The following is an 18,894-nucleotide window of genomic DNA, read 5'->3' on the forward strand; positions in this document are numbered from 1 at the left end:
TTCCGTGTAGCGCCAAGTCTCCCAAATCGACATTTACTTGCTATTTATATTAGAATTTTTAGACGATTAAGATTTTGAAAAAGGAATTTCAAAATTATTAGCGAAATATTTAAACAAACCAGCATGACCATTTATTGCCAGACAGTTGTCAACCCCATTATCTACGAAAGAAGGTATTCGTTTGCAGAAATCGCTTAACAAAGTTCTTCTCACCGCGACAATGTCCACGCTTCTTCTGTTCCAGCCGTTCGCCGCGCATGCAGCAGGAGGACAGCAATCAACGCTTTCACCCGAACTGATCGGCAAACTGCTCCAAAACAAGCCGTCTGCAGCAGCGCTTCAGTCCAATACGGGCCCGCTCATTTCTCCTCGTTTGAACACGACTTCCGCCGATAAGGTGAAAGTAATCGTTCAAATGAAAGGCGCCTCCATCGCCGAAGGGAATTATGCCTCCAGGATGGGCGTGAATTCTTTCGATTCGGAAGCGACGACAAGCGCCATTCAAAGTCAACATGCGAGTTTCATCGCGAACGCCAGAAATAGCGGCATCCCGATCCGAGTAACCTATCAATACGACACGGTGCTTAACGGGATGGAAGTAGAATTGCCGGCCAACCAGATCCCGAACCTGGCGAAGCTGCCCGGCGTAAAATCCATTTACGAAAACCGTACATATTACGCGATCCCCGATGCGAAAGTGACGCCGTCCGCAACTTCCCCTGACTGCAAATGCGATATCGATCCGTTGAAGCAGATCGGCGTGCCGGCGGCTTGGGAGAAGGGACTTACCGGAAAAGGCATTAAAATCGGCGTCATCGATACGGGCGTGGATTACATTCACCCGGATCTGGCGGATGCATACGCAGGCGGTCACGATTCCTACTTCAATACGGAGGATCCTTACGAAGAGATCCCTGACGAAGAGACAGGCAACGCAGGAACTCAGCATGGTACCCACGTATCCGGGACCATCGCCGGCCGAGGCGTGAATCCCACATCCGACATCGTCCAAAAAGGCGTGGCTTACGAATCCGAACTACATGTGTATAAAGTACTCGGCTATGACGCCGAAAGCGGTAGATCCTCCGGTTCCACTGCACAAGTCATCGACGGGATCGAACATGCGGTTAAAGATCACATGGATGTCATCAACCTGTCGCTAGGCTCCGACGATGCCAAGGATAACTACTCTCCGGATGCGATTGCGATTAATAATGCCGTGTTGGCCGGAATCACTGCAGTCGTGGCCAATGGCAACGCGGCCGATACCGCCGAGTCTTATTATTATTCGATGGGTTCTCCGGCATCGAGCCAACTGGCCATTTCGGTCGGCGCGGTGGACAGCGCGAGCACGCAATATACGGCTACCGTAACCAGTGCGGTGTATGGTGCCGACGGGACGTCTGCCGGCACTGCCTATCCAGATCAAGGCCTGAATGTCATGGGCTGGCGGACAAGCCAGGAGGACTTCGCTTCCATCTTGGGAACCGACGAGCAGGAAGCCGTATATGTCGGACTTGGCGCCGAAAAAGATTATGACGACAAAAACGTCACTGGCAAAATCGCTTTCGTTTCGCGCGGCTTGCTTGCTTTCGTGGATAAGATTGCGATAGCGAAAGAGCACGGCGCAAAAGCTGTTGTTATCTTCAATGGCAATGCGACTACGACTGACCCCGACACCGCGGAGGCCATTTTAAGCGAATCGATCACAGGTCGTGATTCGTGGATTGACACCCCCTCCTTGGGAGACAGCTTAAGTTTCCTCCCTGCGTTTGATATGGAAGGAACGACCGGACGAGCGATTGCCAGATTGGCTAAAGCGACCCCGGGTTCGACGATCAAGCTCGCGTTCGGTGCCGAGTATCCTTCCGAATCCTTCGCCGGCGACCACATGGCCACTTTCAGCTCGCGCGGACCCAACTCCGACGGCAAACTCGGAATTAAGCCGGATTTTGCCGCACCGGGCGTTAATATCATGTCCACTTGGCCGGCCTATGGCAAGAACGACCCCGCTATCTCGTATGACGAAGCGTACGAGCGCATAAGCGGTACAAGCATGGCTACTCCTCACGTAGCTGGATTGGCGGTGCTGTTGAAGGAAGAGCATCCGGAGTGGACGCCGTTCGAGATTCGTGCCGCTCTCGCGAATACGGCCGATGAAATCAGCGATGAGGACGGCATCCGATATGACGTTTACTCGCAGGGCGCAGGACGCGTAAACGTTGCCAAAGCGATCGATACCCCTGCCGTTCTGGAGACAGTCGAGAGTTTGCAAATGCTCGATATCAACATGAACCCGCATGAAGTTACGAACTATGGCGACAATGCCAGCTTCGGCATCATGAAGGCCGGCGATCCGGCCAAATCGATTACCCTGCAGGTTAACAATACATCCGCGGAGGAAGTCGCATATACGGCAGAAATTGTCCTGCATGATGAAGTAACCTCAGATCCCAAACATCCGATCGAAACGCCGGACGTAACTAAGATCAACGCCAGCTTGACCGGTCTGACGGACGGGACAGTATCCGCGGCCGCCTTGGAGAAAAAGACGTTCGCGCTGGAAGTCGCGCCTGCTGCCGATGCAGTCGACGGCGTGTACGAAGGGGATGTCGTCCTCACGGCCGATGGCAAGCCAACCCTTCACATTCCGTTCGTCGTCCACGTAGGAAAAGATGTCCCGGACACGGGATTCACCGTGCAGGATATTCAGTTGTCTAGCCGGGTCGTCTCTCCCGACGGCGACGGAGTGAACGATTCGATCGACGTGTCGTTCAAGTTGGCTGCGGACGACATCAACTTTTATTACATCGAGATCGACGATCTGAATGATCAAGCCGTAGGCTACCTGCAGGCCGAGGGACCGAATAGCAAACCGTTTAAACCTGGTCGCTATTCATACGAAGGCTTTGACGGCACCTATCCGCTTGATGTAGATGGCAACGAGAATCCCGGAACGCTCAAAGACGGAACGTATTCGCTCGTCGTAGTGGCCGATAAGATCGATCTCTCCAAAAACGTCATCGTTCGCGAGGCTGTGGCCATCGAAACGTTCTCGGTTCAGCACAAGTCGACGCCGCCGACAACGACGCCGCCAATAACAACGCCAACGACGCCAGCTACGCCGACGCCAGCTAGCGCTTACGCGCTCACGGCAATCACCGGACAAGGGCTTCAATCGGTCACGGTGAAGTCGACAACGTCAGCCGACGCGGCGACTGTCGCGGATGCGGATCTGAAGTCTGCCATCGGCACGGGCACCGCACCGCTTGCGATCGTCGTTAACGTGGATGCCGCGGAAGGCAAAGCTTCCAAGCTCAGCCTGACGGCTGCACAAGTTGTCCTATTGGCGGCAGCGCCGCAGGGCAGCGCGGTGTACCTGAACACGGGCGCTTCTGCGCTGGAGCTTCCGCTCTCTCTGCTGAAGTCCGTGCCTGCGGACAGCGGCATTGAGCTCGTCATTAGCCCCGCTTCAGGCCAAGCAGGCCAATTCGAAGCTGAAGGAAAGGGAACCTCCGTCGTTGGCGTTCCGGTCTCCTTCGAAGTCAACGCGGTGAACGGCACGTCCGTGAAACCTCTTGCCGTACCTGCAAACGCGTTCGTTAAACGCTCGTTCACGCTGGCTAAAGGACTCCCAACCGACCAATCGGGCGTCCTGTTCATCGAGAATGGAAAGGTCGCTCCCGCTCCGGCCGTGTTCACTGCGAATGCAGACGGCACCACCACGGTTGCGGTGAACCGTCCCGGATTCTCGGTATATGCCGTAGCGAAGCACGAAGTTGCCTTTAGCGACATTTCGACTTCTTGGGCACAGACTCGAATTCAAGCACTCGCCGAGAAGTTCCTTATCAATGGCACAACCGACACGACCTACTCGCCTAAGAAATCGGTAACGCGTGCGGAATTCGCCGCCATGCTTACCCGCGGTTTGGGTCTAAGCGCAGCTGCTCCCGTGCCGTTCAAGGACGTAGCTTCTTCCGCCTGGTATTCGGATGCGATCGGCTCTGCTTATGCCGTCGGCCTGATCACGGGCTACACGGACGGCACGTTCCGCCCGGATGGCATTATTAGCCGCCAGGAGCTCGCAGTTATGCTGACGAAGGCAAGTAAGCTTTTGAACTTTAAAGCCGACAACGGCGGTTCGCGCAGTGCTTACGAAGACGAGAGCAGTTTCGGTTCTTTCGCCAAAGACAGTATCGATTTCGTTACGTCGGCCGGTCTGATGGAAGGGACGGGATCGAACGGTTCCAAGCGGTTCGACCCATCCGCTCCAACGACGCGCGAAGCAGCCGCTACCGTGCTTTACAAGCTGCTGCAAGCCGGCAAGCTGATCTAGCTAGCGTTTCCGTTTCCGACAGTAAGACAAGAAGAAGCCAGGGGGCCGCCCCCTGGCTTCTTCTCTGCATTCCTTCGTGTTCCTTAGCTTAATTGCGTATAAATGCGGTACAAGATCGTCGCCGCTTCTGCGCGCGTCAGGTGGCCCTTCGGATTCAAGGTGTTGTCCCCGTTTCCTTGAAGCAAGCCGACATGAAGCAAATAGGATAAGCCGTCTCTTGCATACGATGCTGCCTTCGCACCGTCTTTGAATTCGCCGATCGACTTGGACGACGCTTGCGGCAGTTCGTTCGGCTTTTGATCAAGCGCACGCTTAAGGATTACGGCCATGTCTTCTCTGCTGATCTCCGTATCAGGCAAGAACTTATTCCCGCCTACGCCTTCAATAATGCCAAGCGCGCGGCCGATTCCGAGCTCTCGGTAATAAGGCGAGCTTGTCGGAACATCAGCGAAGCTGTCCGTGAATGCGGCATCCAGCTCAAGAAGTCTGATCAGTTGGGCGAGGAATTCCCCTCTGCTGATCGCAGTCTTCGGATTGAAGGTGGTTGCCGACGTACCTTCGACGACGCCTCTAGCGGCCAACGCTTCGATTTCCTTGGCTGCCCACGCAGCAGGACCCAAGTCGCTGAACGTTGGCGCTGCATATACGACGGCATACTCGCTAAAGTGCGACGTTTGGAACGCAAGTTGACCCGTTGCGCTGTCGTATCTGCCGCTGGGAACAGGCGTTACGCGGCCTTGATCGTCTACGTACCAGACAACCAGCTGATCGGCATTTTGCTTCTCGGATGCCGTCGGCGTATACGGCACGTTAACTGTAACCGGCGCTTCGCTATTGCTCCAAGCTACTGCCTTGTCGTCGATCATGACCGACAGATCCAATACCGGATGATTGCCAACCTCATCGATAAGCCGTTGACTCCAACCGCTCTTATCCGCTTGGCGAACAGCGATGGTTATCGTCTGTCCAGCGCCCTGCAATTGAGCTTCGCCCAGCATCGCGCTCGACACGACAACCGAGCCAAACGGCGTTTCGATCACGATCGATCTGCCTGCATCCCCCTTGAACCATGAGGTCGGAAGCCCCAATGCGTAGCCTTCGGCATTCTCAATCCCGGAAACAATTACTTTGATCCGCGTAGCTTTGCCGGCCGCCAGCCCGAACGCATGGTCAATCTCGTTTTGGGACAACGCGGCATAGGCAAGATTGGACGAGGCATTCAACGTCGGCGTCGAGCTCACCGTTACGTTTCCGTTGCTGTCTACATCCGTTTTCGCAGACGGCGGAACCCAAACGCTCCCTGGATTGCTCGGCGTTACCGGCACGGCATCATACTTCGCCGTAACGGTCAAATCCGTCGTCACGTTCGCGAAGTCGACGCTCCATCCCGCGAACGTGTACCCTGTCCGTGTCGGCTCCGTCGGCGCGGTCGCATGTTCGCCATGCTTCACCGTCTCCGTCTTCAGGACCGTTCCGTCCCAATCCTTGAAGGTGACGGTATGCGTCACGGCGGCGATCGCATCGATACGGTTCAGCAGCTCCGTCTTCGCTTCGCCGTCTGCCATAATCGCGACAAAGTTGCGAGCCACGGCGATATCCGCGGCGGATTCGGACGCGACCGCCTTTGCAACGGCAGCGCTTGCCGAGGCTTCAAGCCTTTCGTTGTATTCGCCTGCGCCAAGCAGAACCAAATCCGTAAATAAAGTTGAATTTTTTAATTGTCCGCTTTCCACTTCAAAGGTGGTCCTGCCGCCGTCGGATTGACTCGAGCCGTCAGATTCGTTGAACATGACGGCTACTCCGATTCTTCCGTTCGCGAGCTTCGATGCAGGATCTTTCAGCAGCGTGTCAAACGGAATTTTCAAATCGTAAATCGTCGTTTTGGACGCTTCGTCTCTCGTAATATTGGCCGCGATATCCGTTATCGGAGCCGCCGGCGCATTGGCGCCCGACGGACGCGTCCAAGCATAGGTGATCACGTCGTTGTCGTTGGTGAGCGTGAATCCGAGCTCATTGCGCGTCGTACTGTCGGATGCCGGATTGTTCAAATCGATGCCCAACTGCAAATTATCTTCTTTCCAGATGTTGCCGCCAGTTTGGCTATTGAAGTGCACGTCGTCCGTCACGACAATGTACGCGTATAAATTGCCGTCGTCCCAAGCGAAACGCGATGCTGCGCTGAGGTCTTGCGGGCCATCCCAGGATCCCATCGTCACATACCCTTTGGCATCCATCGCGAACGTCGGCGTCGCAGCGCTCTTTGCCGGATTTTCCGAGCCGGCAGCGCTTGCCTTTTCAGCATAAGCTTCATCCAAATTAGCCGTATAGGCGTAGACATGGCCGTCGTCAAGGCGAAGCTCGAAGGTGATCAGGCCCGCAATATAATCCGGTACGTCTACGGTTACGGATTCGCCTGCCGCAAGCGAGTCGAACTTGATCGGCGTGAACCCTTCGGCATAAGACGACGGAGCAACGAGCGTCAGCATCCCGGGCGCGGAAGCTTTCCCTCCGACATTGTACTTAAAGCTGAATTGCTTCTTAGCGCCACCTAGGGCAAGACCGAATACGAACGGTTCCGCCAACAAATCCGAGCCGTAAATGCCGTACGGGTTGCCGGCTGGGGTGCTGTTCCTCAAACCGGATGCGTAATAATTGTTGCTAAGTTCGATCGACGTGCCGCTCTCTCGCAGCAGCGCGTACACATTATTGTTCTGGCCGTTTTTGGTCGGCTGGAAATAAGAGGAGTATACATGCGCTTTGCCGCCGAACACATCGATACCCGGATTGTTGCCGGGCAGCTGAGTGAAATTGGCTTGCTGGAACCGAACGATCCCGTTATTGATTAATGCTCCCGCCAGGCTCGGGCTTCCCCAGAACGCGCTGTTGTAAAGGACAAGCTCGGCGTTGGGGTCGATTTTCGCGGTATTCGCGACATCGCCCATTTTGACGTATGCTCTTTCCGGCTCCGTCGCGATGTTCGTGTTCACCAATTCCGAATTGATCGCGATGATTTTGGTGTTCTCGTCCGCGTCTTCCACATACAACGAGTACGCGCATCCGTCCGAGCCGTGGCCGATGATCGTCAATTTTCCCGGATAGGCGAATTCGCCGTTCCCCAAGTCTCGCTTCAGGAAGTGTATGCCGTAGACCGAGCCGTACACGAAGTTATTGAAGATCGTCTCGTCTTCCACATCGGAGAACTTGAGCGCGCTTAGGTAGCGTTGCACGAATCCGTACACGTCGCCGGAAGGCACCGTATAGCCTTGACCTCCCGGAAGTCTCAGGGCGTAATGCGGATTAAGCTGCATGTTGCGGATGAATCCGCCTTCCGAGCCTCCTCCGACCCAGATGCCGGCTCTCAAGAGCGTACCGCCCAAATAATCCACATAGTGACCGTCGGTTTTATACGAAGCGAGGTCGATGCCTTTATCTCCGATCGGGATCGTTAAGTTGATGGCATACACGCCTGCTCCCTGTCCCTGCACCAAAAACGGCGTTTTTAGCGTTTGATCAGGGTTATCAAGGTTAACGCTGGTTAGATTCGCTTGCGTGATGTTAAGTCCCCTGATGCCTGCATGTGCCTTAAGCTGAATCAGAGAGGCTCCGTTTTCCCCCTGCTCGCCGCCGGCGTAGGCGGTGAATATCGCCGTGCCGCCGCCTGCGGTATGATGCTGTACATCCCATGTTCCTCTGAGTTCGACGCCCTCGGGAACGATGATTGGATGATCCAGTCGATATCTTCCCCCCGGCAGATATACCGTGCCGTCGCCGTGATTGGCCTTCACATAGTCAAGCGCGTCCTGCAATCGGGCGGAAATGTCCACGGTCGGCGCGTCGGCTGTCAGCGAGCGCGGAAGGTCGAGTCTCAGCACGGCGTTCGATGCCGGTCTAGGTTGTACGCCGATATTCGTTTTGACGTCCTTCGGAATCGGTTCGAACAGATACCCCGCATCATTCACGATCTGGACGGCGGTTTTATTGCTGTCTGCCTTGACGTCAAGTTTAAGCTTATTGATGTGATCGGCAAGGTCAGCGCTCTTGATGTTCAGGTTATAGCCGGAATTGACCGATTTGAACGTTCCGAAATTCGCGCCGAGCGCTGCATGTTTGTCAGCCTGTTTGAAGTTGCTCTGGCTGATCAATGCATTGCCTCGGTTAAGGAAGTTCAGCGCGTAATTGCCGGATTCGTCGAACGTGCTGTCCTCGAAGGAGATGACGCCGCCCCTGGCGTTGCTGACGATCGGACCGTTGAATTCAACGCCGTTGAATTGAACGGAAGTTTCGAACCGCTCGTTGAAATAAACGGCCGTGTCGCCTCCGAATTCCGAGTTCGAGATCAGCAGACCAAAACCGTTGGCGTTGTCGATATAAAGGCCCGTTTGACTGTCTTCGACGTTCAATCCGTAGAATTGCGCATTCGGAGATTCGTCGCCGCCCGGTTCTCTTCCGACCCACATCCCCGTCTTATACCCGGATATGTGCAGCCCCGATACGTATTCCCAGTCTGAACGGTGCATCATGAATCCGATCGCGTTCGCTCTGGTGTACGCTCTCGCGTCCGCTAGCGACGGTGCGCCGTCAAGTCCGGAATTCGCCCAGTATTTCGGGTCGATGTCAACGTTCTCGATCCGTCCGATGTCCGTGCACGTGTGAACCACGATACCCTTGTAGAGCGCCGTTATCTTGCTGTTCAGCACGTAATGCATTTCGCTCGGCAGGGAGATGAAGCCTCCCCAAGCGTTGACGAGCGTAACGTTATCAAGCGTTGCGCTGTTGCCGGTTCGCTGGAAGAACGTCCACGGATACGGAATGCCCTTGATGGTCTCCGTTTCCCCCGTCTTCTGGCCGTCTTCGTTCCTCACTTCGACTTCGGTTTCGGCAGTTAGATCCTGCTCGGGATACCAGACGGAAAGGTTGGTTACGCCCGTGCCCTGCTCCATGTCGACGAAGCGATCGGACACGTTGGCTACTTTTTTGCCGCCCGTCTGATTTTCTCGCTCGTCGGAGTCTACGTACGTGTCATAATTGGCGCTGCCCTTGCCGGCATAGACGGCGAGAACGGTTCCGTCGATTTTGCCGTCGTAGCCGGCCGCATCCGGATTATCCCATTCGCCGCGGAGCTGTACGCCTGCCCGTAAATTCAACACTTGTTTATATTCGTAGGTCGTATTGCCGGTCGAGCTCTTGACGCTAACGGTGCCGGTGGTTTCCGTGCGGAACGCATAGGTGCCCGCCGGAATATAGACGACGCCTCCGCCGTCATTGTACGCCGCGTTAATCGCGGCTTGGAAAGCTTCTCTGTTATCGAATTCATCCAGGCCTTCCGCTTTGGCCGTTTCCTCTGATTTCGCGCCGTAAGCGAGTACGTTAAAGTCGGAGATCGCCCAATCCTTCGCGTCGTTGACCTGAGCGATTGCCGTTCTCATGTAGCTTTCGTAATCGTATCTGTCCGGAACGGTCAACGCGAAGGTTTTCGTCTGGGTTACCGGAGCGGTCACCGGACCTCTTTTGACCGTTGCCGTAAGCGTTACAGGACCGCCGTTGTCCGGACGGTCGGTCGGGATCATCCCTGCAGCGGTAATGAGGGCCGCGTTCGATGTCGTCCATGTAATATCCGTCATATTCTCGCCCATCGACGGCAGGACTAGGTTCGTCGCCACATTATCCGTAGAAGCATTGACGCCTTTGATCAAATCCCATGTCAGTTTGGCAATCATGTTGTTTACCGCATCCTCGTCGGTTCCGGCACCTGATCCGCGAACGACGATCGGAAATGTTTTCACGACCGGCGAAGCCGAAGCTTTGCTTATCGTCGCCGTGAGGGTCACGGCCGCGTTGGCTGCTTGGCGCACGACTGCGCCGGTGTCGTGATCGATGACCGCGTCATCGGAAGATGTCCACGCGATGCTGGTTCCAAGCGAACCTGCCTTCGCAAGCGTCAGGCCGGTTTCAACCAGATCTTGTCTGGTATTCGCTCCCTTGATCGCGTCCCAAGTCAGCCCGTCCGCAGCAAGCTGAACGGCTTCAGCGTCCGTTGGGGGAATTTCAGTGATTCGTATGCTCTTGATGATGGCTCCGGCTGTAGCGAAACGGAAGTGCGCGCCTTGATTTTGCGCGCCGATCGCAAAATTAGCTCCGTTCAGCACGACATGCGAAGTCACCCAATTGTTCCCGCTCCCAGTCGCCGGGATGCTCGCCGATCGATACGCGTCATACCCGGAGAAGGAGCCGGGATAGATCGTATTGTAGTGCAATGCGATACCGCCGGTTGCGCTAGGCCGCCAGTATTCGACCGTTAAGTCAACTTTGTTTACCGGCTTAAGTCGAGGGGCGTTTACGATGACGTACATAAAGTCGCCGACCTTCACGGCGCCGGTGCCGTTTTGAGTCACTCTTTGCACCGGGCTGCTGTCGCCGATTAGGCTAACGTCGAGACCGTCGCCGATCAGTTTCGAATTGTCGCCGGATAGCGTAAACGTGGAAGGATCGTTGATATCCATGAACACTTCCGCAAGCTCATTCGATGAACTGGCCACTGTCAAACCGAAAGGGACTTGAACGGGCGTTCCGCTGCCTTTGGTTATGGTCGCCGTAAGCGTTACGGCTTTGTCCTCGTCAGCGTCGCGAGTCACGCTGCCCGTCGCAGGATCGATGATGCCTGTCGGCGCGGCCGACCATACGATAGCCGTATCGTGCGCACCCGTTGCCGGAAGAGTCAATGCCGTCCTAACTTCAGATTGATTCGTATTGGCATTCTTGATCGTATCCCATGTCAGACCGGCTGCTGCGTCCGCAATGGCTTCGGTGTCGGTGAGATGCTCCACTTTGACTCTCGTATGCGTTCCTGCGAACGGATATTGCGTATTTTGAGCCGTGCGCGCGAACGCATAATAGGTGTTGCCTGCGGGTTTTGCAAAAGTCGCGGAATAAGCGCCCGCATCGAGCGTCCCCGTCGTCCAATCGCTTTCTGCAGGCGTGCCGCCGGTGGCGTTGATCGCGAACTGCACAGCCTGACCGTTCGTCGGCGCTGACGACGATACCGTTATCTTGTCGGTCGTCTCAACAGCCGCGGGAATCGGTCTTGGCGAATCCGCGGTGCTCTGGAAACGCGGGTTCTTAATATAGATGTCGCCTTGGGGCACGGCCGGCCACTGCATTTGCAATCTCGCTGCCTGTACCGTGTCCAAGTTTACGGGATTGAATCCATTCGGAGAATTTGCCGCCGATAATTGTGCGGACACGGTCGTCCATCCATGAACAGAACCGTTCTTGATTTCATTCACATTCAGGTTAAGGCGCGAATTGGTGTCCACATTGTTGCCGCCAGCCGCCATCGCAATCCAGTTATTCCCGTTTAAATTCAGAAGATCCGCGCTCGTGACGTACATATCGAATACAAAATACTGATTCGCGTAGGCTAATAGATTTTGATTGCCGCCGCTAGTGGTGAAGCGGGCGTCCCACATCCGTTCGGCGCCCGCGCCTATCCGTCCGGCGCCCAGCTTGAATGCCGCGTTTCCGTCCGGCGTCGTTGCGGTCGTCCCCTCATTGGCATTGGGGAAATACGCGGCGACCTGCGCGTTGTCCTCCGCCTTCACGGCTTTTACCGTCAACGTAAAGGTTTTCGCAGCACTCGCGGTCCCCTTCGTTATGGTCGCCGCGAGTACCACGGTTTTGTCTACGCCGCTATCAAATAAAGGATCCACGCTTCCGCTGTTGCTGATTGCCGCATTGTCCGAAGACCATGCCACGTCAGTCGTGCCGATCGAGGTCGGAAGATTAAGCTGCGATTTCACGTCATTTTCCGAAGCGTTGCTCCCTTTGATCGTATCCCACGTCAGGGACGCGGCAGCCCCGTCTACCAATGTTTGCTCGTCGATGGACGTAACCGTGATTCTTGTAGAGGCGCCGCTGAAATTGTAGCTGCTGTCCGCCTTCGTGCGCGCGAATACATAGTAGGTGTCTGCTGAAGGCAATTCGGCGAATGGATACGTATACGCATTACCGTCTTGAACTTGAACGCCATCCACCCAACCGGATGCGGGAGCGACCCCGTCCTCGCTTATTGCGAATTCCACGGCTTGCCCGTTAGCCGGTGCGTTCGCCGTGACTGTTTTTGCAGCTGCGTCAAATACGGGAACCGTCGAAGATGACAAGTTCGCGCCTAACGCGCTTTTTTGGAGACGCGGGTTTTTGATGAAAACGTCGGTCTTAGGGACGCTCGTCTCCCATTGCAGATGCATGGCCAGTCTGGTGACTTGGTCCAGCCAGGCGTCATTGAAATTCCCGGCTGCGGCACTCGACGACGATAACTTCGTATAGACCGTTGCCCATGTGCCCGCGGCAGCATTCGTAACCCCGCTTAGATCCAGCTGGAGACGAGAATCGACGTTGAACTTGTCGTCGGCGGGATTACTGTTGCTTACGATGACGAGCCAGTTGTTCCCTTGCATTTTTTTGAAGCTCGCATTGGGAATGTAGATCTCGAAAGCGAAGTAGCCGTCTCGATAGTCGGATAAATCGCCGGAAGACGCCACGCTCGGCGTAAAGAGGTTATCCCAAGGCCCTCCGTTCTTCGAGGTTCCGGTGTTCAAACTCCACGCCTTCTGTCCGTCCGGCGTATCGGCGAATGTCGCCGTATTGCCATCTGTACCTGCGTTTACGGTTAAAGGAAATACGTCAGGGGTATCCCCTTCCGCCGCACTGACTATCCTACTCGGAGAAAGCAAAGTAAGCAGCATCGCCGTAATAAGTAATGATGCTAGCAACCGTCTTTTTATCATCTTTAACTTTCCTCCCATATCGTATTGACTTAGAGAAAGGACAAGTGCATCGGAGTATACGAATTACCATGACAACCAATCAGTTCGCGCTCGCTGTCGCATCACCTCGACGAATTCATTTATCCACCCTTGTAAATCCGTATCCAACCACGATCGACAAAATGTTAGCGGTTTCATGTTCGAGGAAAAAGAGTCTCCGTAGATCTTCTTCCCTGGAACAACATTCTGTACATCTAGTGGACTGAACTTATTATAAGGATATTGCATTCCAATTCCTATGAGGCAGTCTTAGCCTTTACAGGCAAATATTGCCTTGATTAAGGACAATCGCAACTGAACGCTTCACCTGATCCAACGCCGACCTGGCCCTCAGCTCCGGGCTAGGATAACGTTACTATCCTTGATGATGACCTGTTGATTCTATTGCAAACTTCTGCATGTCGAATGCATGAGTATGGTTCGGCTGCGGCAGATGATGGAGATGATGATAAAGTTATTCCGCTTCCCGCAGGGGAGAAAAAGGTCATTACCGGACCAATATCGAAATTAAAACCATATCCCCCGTTCATAACGGGTAATAGAACCGAGAAGGAGGAATTCCAATGACCATCCAGCAAACGATCGTTCCGCACCTATGGTTCGACAAGGAGGCCAAAGCGGCCGCCGAATTCTACGCGTCCGTATTTCCGAATTCCAACGTGACGAACGTAACGACAATTTACGGCACGCCTTCGGGAGACAGCGATATCGTCACGTTCGAGGTTTGGGGGCAGAAGTTCGCGGCCATTAGCGCAGGGCCGATATTCAAGCTCAATCCGTCGGTGTCCTTCATCGTGAATTTCGACCCGTCACGGGTGCCTGATGCTGCCGATATGCTCAATGAAGTGTGGAATAAGCTATCCGATGGCGGAACGGCGCTGATGCCGCTCGATAAGTATCCGTTTAGCGAACGCTACGGCTGGATTCAGGATAAGTACGGAGTGTCCTGGCAGCTCATGCTGACGAATCCGAACGGCGAGGAACGGCCACCGATCGTGCCGTCATTCATGTTCGTCGGGGATAATTGCGGCAAAGCGGAAGAGGCGATCCAATATTATGTCTCCGTATTCGAGGATGCCGAGCAAGGAAATATGATGTACTATCCCCCGGGTAGGGAACCCGACAAAGCGGGAAGCGTCATGTTCGCCGATTTCCGGCTTAAGGAGCTTTGGCTTGCCGCGATGGACAGCGCGCATGAGCATCGTTTTGCATTCAACGAGGCCGTTTCCTTCATGGTCTATTGCGATACGCAAGCGGAGATCGACCATTACTGGGAGAAGCTCTCCGCGGTTCCGGAAGCCGAGCAGTGCGGATGGTTGAAGGATAAGTTCGGCTTGTCGTGGCAAATCGTGCCCAGAGCGATGGATCAGATGATGAAGAGCGGTACGCCCGAACAGCTGGCGCGTGTCACGAAGGCATTCATGAAGATGAAGAAGTTTGACCTGGCGGCATTGCACGGCGCGTACCAAGGTTAAATCGTATTAAAATCGAACAAAACGAATCATCGCGAACGCCGGGGAAGGTACCCGGCGTCTTCGCTTGTTAATCCAAGCATGCGTGCGCTCTCCGTTATCCTTAACCTTGGGCTGCCCGATCTGCCTGCGGTGCGGCACGCAATACGCAAAGGAAAGCAGCCACCTTGGTCCTGTCAATGTCGCTGACGAATCGCTTGACGTCGATTAAATCCGGATTGTTGGACATCGAACGAGCAATTGCCCTCGATGAAACGCCGTGTTTCGTATATTTATAAACGACAAACCCCCGCGATGCCGCGGTGTTTTGTCCAATCAGATGCAATATTTAATTCATAGGATAAACTAGGATTTAGTCAATCGATATAATACGCTGCTATCGAAAGGCTCACTTCCTCTACTCGCCGAATCCCCATATTCTGGCGAGTATTTTGTGTAGATTCACTTTCTCGACTGGCACATCGAGCGCATCGCCAAGCTGCCTTACAGTCTAAGTCTAGACATTCTTGCTTTTCTCGGCTATTAATTTCAATAAAACCGTTACGGTCTCCGCTCTAGTCGCTTTATCTTGCGGCGCGAACCGGTTATTGCCTTTCCCTTGCATCAGGCCTGCCTGCTGCACATAGAAGACGCTCCCTTTCGCCCAAGCCGCAATATTGTTGTCGTCCGCAAAGCTGGTTTCAGTATGGCCTGCGATAAACTCGCCCGAGGCTTTCGCAAGGACGACTGCATCTCCGCACGCGTAATCGGATCATTCGGACGGAAAGTACCGTCTTTGTCACCTGTAATAAACCCTGCCTGTACGGCCTGAGCGACTGCCCCCCTTGCCCATGCAGCGATTTTCGCTTCATCCGTGAACGATAAAGAAGCTCCGTCGCCCTGGGGCTTCGACGCGCTCGTCAGCATAACCGCGAATTCTGCACGCGTTACCATCGCATCGGGCTTGAACGTACCATCGGCGTATCCGTTAATGATTCCGCTCTTGATTTCTTTCTGGATATCTGTCTCAGCCCAGTGTCCGGCAATGTCGCTAAAGCTTACTGTCGGCGCTTGCTCTACTGCAAACACCGCAAACTTGGTGAAGTGATCGACATCGACCGATATTGATTTCCGGTCACTTTACCGCCAATTTCCACCCACATCTTTTTTGCTTCATCGTAATAGAAGACTACGGCTTTCCGATTGTCTCCGATCGATTTTTGATCGAAAACGAAGGTGATTGTAACTGGCACATTGAAGTTTTCCGCCACGTTTTTTAGTAGTTCATAAACCGGACTCGCCAGCACCTCGTTATGTTTCAATAGGCTGCGCGTATCCTTCACCTTTTCGATGAGTAATTGAAGATCTTTCGCGGATGCATCAGCCGGAAGGAAGATCTTAATATCGGACCCCAAGCTAACCTCTCCCGCTCGGCCTGCCGGAAGCGTAAGTTGACCGTTATCCGAAATAACCGGAGCATCGTTCTGCGTCGGCGATCCTCCGCCGGTAGTTGGGGTTGAAGGTACTTGTACCGGAGGTGCGGTCGCGCGCGTTACCGTAATGGTATAGCCTAATTTGGTGATACCGTCCCCGGTAAGCCATTTATCGCAATGGTAGCTTTCGCGTCTTCAGCCATAGCGCGAACGGTTACCTGCCCCACCGCATTATCGACTGCAGCGGAATAGGAGGCGACATTCGGCTCGAATTCCTGCTCAACGGAGATGCCTTGCAGCTTAAGTCGGCTCAACTTGGCATTCGTCCGCGGATTAACCTGCAAGGAATAGATATCGGAGACGCTGTCGGAGAACGTATCGTCCCCAGCATAGGCTGCATTCAGGTTATGAACGCCTACGCCAAGCTCCGAAGTTGTATAGGTTGCCTGGCCCTCGGACAGCTGGACCTGGCCAAGCTGCTCGTTACCATCCAGGAAAATAACGGACCCTGTTGCCGTACCGTGATCCAGGCTGCTTACCTCAGCCGTTAAAGTAACCGGATCGCCAAGCTGCGTTTCCGATTCATTACCGGTCAGGAGGGTCGAGGAGCTTTTCAAGTCCACGGTCTGCTCGCCATAATAGCTGCTGGCCTCATAATGGTTATCCCCGTTGTACACGGCCTTGATCATATGGAAGCCGGCCGATAGAGAAGAGACGGACAGCTCAGCCGTGCCGTCCACGACAGGCGCCGAACCTATGAGATCATCCCCGTCGATGAAATCCACTGCTCCCGTAAGATCGACCTCCTCGGCCAAAGAAGACACGGTTGCATCAAATCGACAGGCTCTCCCCTCAACGACGGGTTCTGGCTTGAGCTGAATTCGGTATAAGTCGGAATACGGTTTACGGTATGCGTCACAACGGGCGTCTCGCTGCCGGAGTAGCCATCGTCGCCCGCGTAGACGGCGTGAATGGCGTGCTCGCCGATCTCCAGATCCGCAGTCGTGAAGGCGGCAGTTGCCGCGGGACGCAGAAATTCTCCCCATCCCATGGTAATCCTCTGGCTCGCTTGGCCCCAGAAGGTGATGGTCCGCGCGGCGGCATCTATCGTAATCTGCCACAAATACCGAGCTCCCGGCTGCTCCCATTGTTTAACAATGTTGCCGGAGGCATCGTATGCGACAATGTCCATCGCATTATCGTTATCGCTATAACTGAAAGCTCGATAGGTATATACTGTCCCCATTGCACAACCGGACAGGGAGCATATTCGTAGCTGTCGGGTCCAGTCACGCAGTTGTTGGTCGTACCGTCGGGAATCGAAACGCTTGTCGTCGCGATCGTAATCTTCGGTTCGGGCTTTACCAACGCAGCCGCCGACAGCACTTTTTCTCCGTCCATGAAGGTGACCGTCCCGCTCGGAGGCGTTCCCTCGTTTGCCGCATCGTCAACGGCGGCCATATATGTCACCTCATCCCCATAAGTCGACGAAGTGGAGCTTGCCGACAGCTCCGATAGCGTCGTCCCCAGAGCCAAAGCCAGACCGGCCCTTGCATCAAACAGGGCGGAGGAGACCCCCAAGGCGAGGATAACCATGATCATTACGCTCTTTTTTACCTTTTTGCGAAACATGTTATGGACTTCACATTCACCTCTTTTAAATAGTAGCAGGCCATAGCTCTTACTCCTCTTCGGAATGCCTCCCGAATGTTGGTTAACGTGCTTTTTGATCACTTTTATGTTTACTTATCAACCATTTCGCAATGAAACTTAAGACCTATTCAAATCGTGCCTTGTCCCAATCAAGATGCGCTTTCATCGGATTTCAATTTCATCATAGAAAAAGCCGCAATTTTATGCGGCGTTTCATGTTTTACACGATATTCAATCTCGGTGCTAGTCAGAAAAACTGAGGTGCATTTCCTTTGAATTCTGCCCGTTAACGTCATAAAGCCGCCGATCGTGCTGGCAGCTTCATTGCAGATGTTTATTTTGCAATCGTACCCGATAGCGTATTAAAGCCCCCGACACAAATTCCCGCCGTAGCTTCCATGGAATTGGATTCGAACTCTCGTACCGCGGTCAAAATGAGAGCGAAACAAACACTAAATTATTTATTTCACAAAAACTCGACCCAAGCATGACTTTCTGGAAATTGCCGCATTAAAGAAGATTTCAGCCATGCTTTTTCTTGTGACAGAAGTGAAGGAAGCATGGTTTGGAAATCAATATAATCCTTCTCTCGCACTTGCGAACTGCCTGCTTTATGGAGAAGTTGGATTTCGGGTCTCAAATAAGGAATGCCTTCATCAGTTCTCAAAAATATTTCATCCATTGGCCTTCTAATTGATTTATCCCTCTTATAGGTCCAACTATTTTCTTCGGTATCCATGATCATAAGTTGAAAAGCCCAAGGCGACTCGTCGTTCTTACTAACCCATACATCATTTGTCGAGTTCAAATATTCTCCTTCCCAGAGACTAAGCTTGCCATCCTCAGCCCTGTATAATATCCAATCCCGAATTAAATGCTGATACGCGATTAATTGTTCTTCACGAGTAATGATGACATCAATATCACTATGCTCCCTAGTTTGTTTCCGCAAATGCAAGTCTAATGCCCAGCCTCCGGCAATACACCAACGTATCGGAATGACAGAGAAAATATTATTTATTTCCGTCACAGTTAGTGGCATCCAATTACTTATATCCGTCCTCAAATTCATCCCTCCACAACAACTTTTTCTTGTTTTAAATTGCTCAATCCTGCATTTTCCTGCCCGTCCCTCGGTTTTAAGGGTTTATCTCACATATACTCACTCATTCGCAGGATTTCATCACCTTGAAATAGAT

Annotated in this window: 10 protein-coding genes; 2 read left to right on the top strand and 8 right to left on the bottom strand. The window is 53.6% G+C overall.

Going from position 1 to position 18,894, the window contains the following annotated elements; translation table 11 throughout:
* Positions 1-181: 181 nt before the first annotated feature.
* Positions 182-4,336, top strand: a complete 4,155-nt coding sequence (locus GT019_RS06640; RefSeq protein ID WP_161742079.1) for a S8 family serine peptidase — start codon at positions 182-184, stop codon at positions 4,334-4,336.
* A gap of 83 nt (positions 4,337-4,419) precedes the next feature.
* On the opposite strand, the gene GT019_RS06645 is transcribed toward GT019_RS06640, so the two are convergent.
* Positions 4,420-12,930, bottom strand: coding sequence for an immunoglobulin-like domain-containing protein (locus tag GT019_RS06645; RefSeq protein WP_161742082.1), 8,511 nt, complete (start codon positions 12,928-12,930; stop codon positions 4,420-4,422).
* A gap of 791 nt (positions 12,931-13,721) precedes the next feature.
* Here GT019_RS06645 and GT019_RS06650 point away from each other — a divergent pair.
* Positions 13,722-14,633: a VOC family protein gene (locus GT019_RS06650; protein ID WP_161742084.1), complete on the top strand. Its 912-nt coding sequence runs from the start codon at positions 13,722-13,724 to the stop codon at positions 14,631-14,633.
* A 493-nt stretch (positions 14,634-15,126) separates the two neighbouring features.
* Here the strand turns inward: GT019_RS06650 and GT019_RS32630 are convergent, their stop codons facing one another.
* The 7 genes from GT019_RS32630 to GT019_RS06680 all read right to left on the bottom strand — a co-directional run bounded on the left by GT019_RS32630 (position 15,127) and on the right by GT019_RS06680 (position 18,767).
* Complete coding sequence (locus GT019_RS32630) at positions 15,127-15,327, bottom strand: S-layer homology domain-containing protein (protein ID WP_161742174.1); 201 nt, start codon at positions 15,325-15,327, stop codon at positions 15,127-15,129.
* A complete protein-coding gene (locus tag GT019_RS32635; protein WP_161742086.1) occupies positions 15,234-15,698 on the bottom strand; it encodes an S-layer homology domain-containing protein in 465 nt (154 codons plus the stop codon). The genes GT019_RS32630 and GT019_RS32635 overlap by 94 nt, the downstream gene beginning before the upstream one ends.
* Positions 15,686-16,024, bottom strand: coding sequence for a hypothetical protein (locus GT019_RS06665; protein ID WP_161742088.1), 339 nt, complete (start codon positions 16,022-16,024; stop codon positions 15,686-15,688). The genes GT019_RS32635 and GT019_RS06665 overlap by 13 nt, the downstream gene beginning before the upstream one ends.
* A 155-nt stretch (positions 16,025-16,179) precedes the next feature.
* Complete coding sequence (locus GT019_RS06670) at positions 16,180-16,866, bottom strand: Ig-like domain repeat protein (protein ID WP_407945064.1); 687 nt, start codon at positions 16,864-16,866, stop codon at positions 16,180-16,182.
* A complete protein-coding gene (locus GT019_RS31845) occupies positions 16,797-17,234 on the bottom strand; it encodes an Ig-like domain-containing protein (RefSeq protein WP_235947061.1) in 438 nt (145 codons plus the stop codon). Before GT019_RS31845 ends, GT019_RS06670 begins: the two co-directional genes overlap by 70 nt.
* Positions 17,147-17,674, bottom strand: coding sequence for an Ig-like domain-containing protein (locus GT019_RS32640; RefSeq protein WP_235946941.1), 528 nt, complete (start codon positions 17,672-17,674; stop codon positions 17,147-17,149). The genes GT019_RS31845 and GT019_RS32640 overlap by 88 nt, the downstream gene beginning before the upstream one ends.
* Before the next feature lie 487 nt (positions 17,675-18,161).
* Positions 18,162-18,767 carry a nucleotidyltransferase domain-containing protein gene (locus GT019_RS06680; RefSeq protein WP_328803918.1) on the bottom strand — a complete coding sequence of 202 codons (606 nt, stop codon included), beginning with the start codon at positions 18,765-18,767 and terminating at the stop codon, positions 18,162-18,164.
* Between the last annotated feature and the right edge of the window lie 127 nt (positions 18,768-18,894).

Source organism: Paenibacillus glycinis, assembly GCF_009909185.1.
GTDB lineage: Bacteria > Bacillota > Bacilli > Paenibacillales > Paenibacillaceae > Paenibacillus_Z > Paenibacillus_Z glycinis.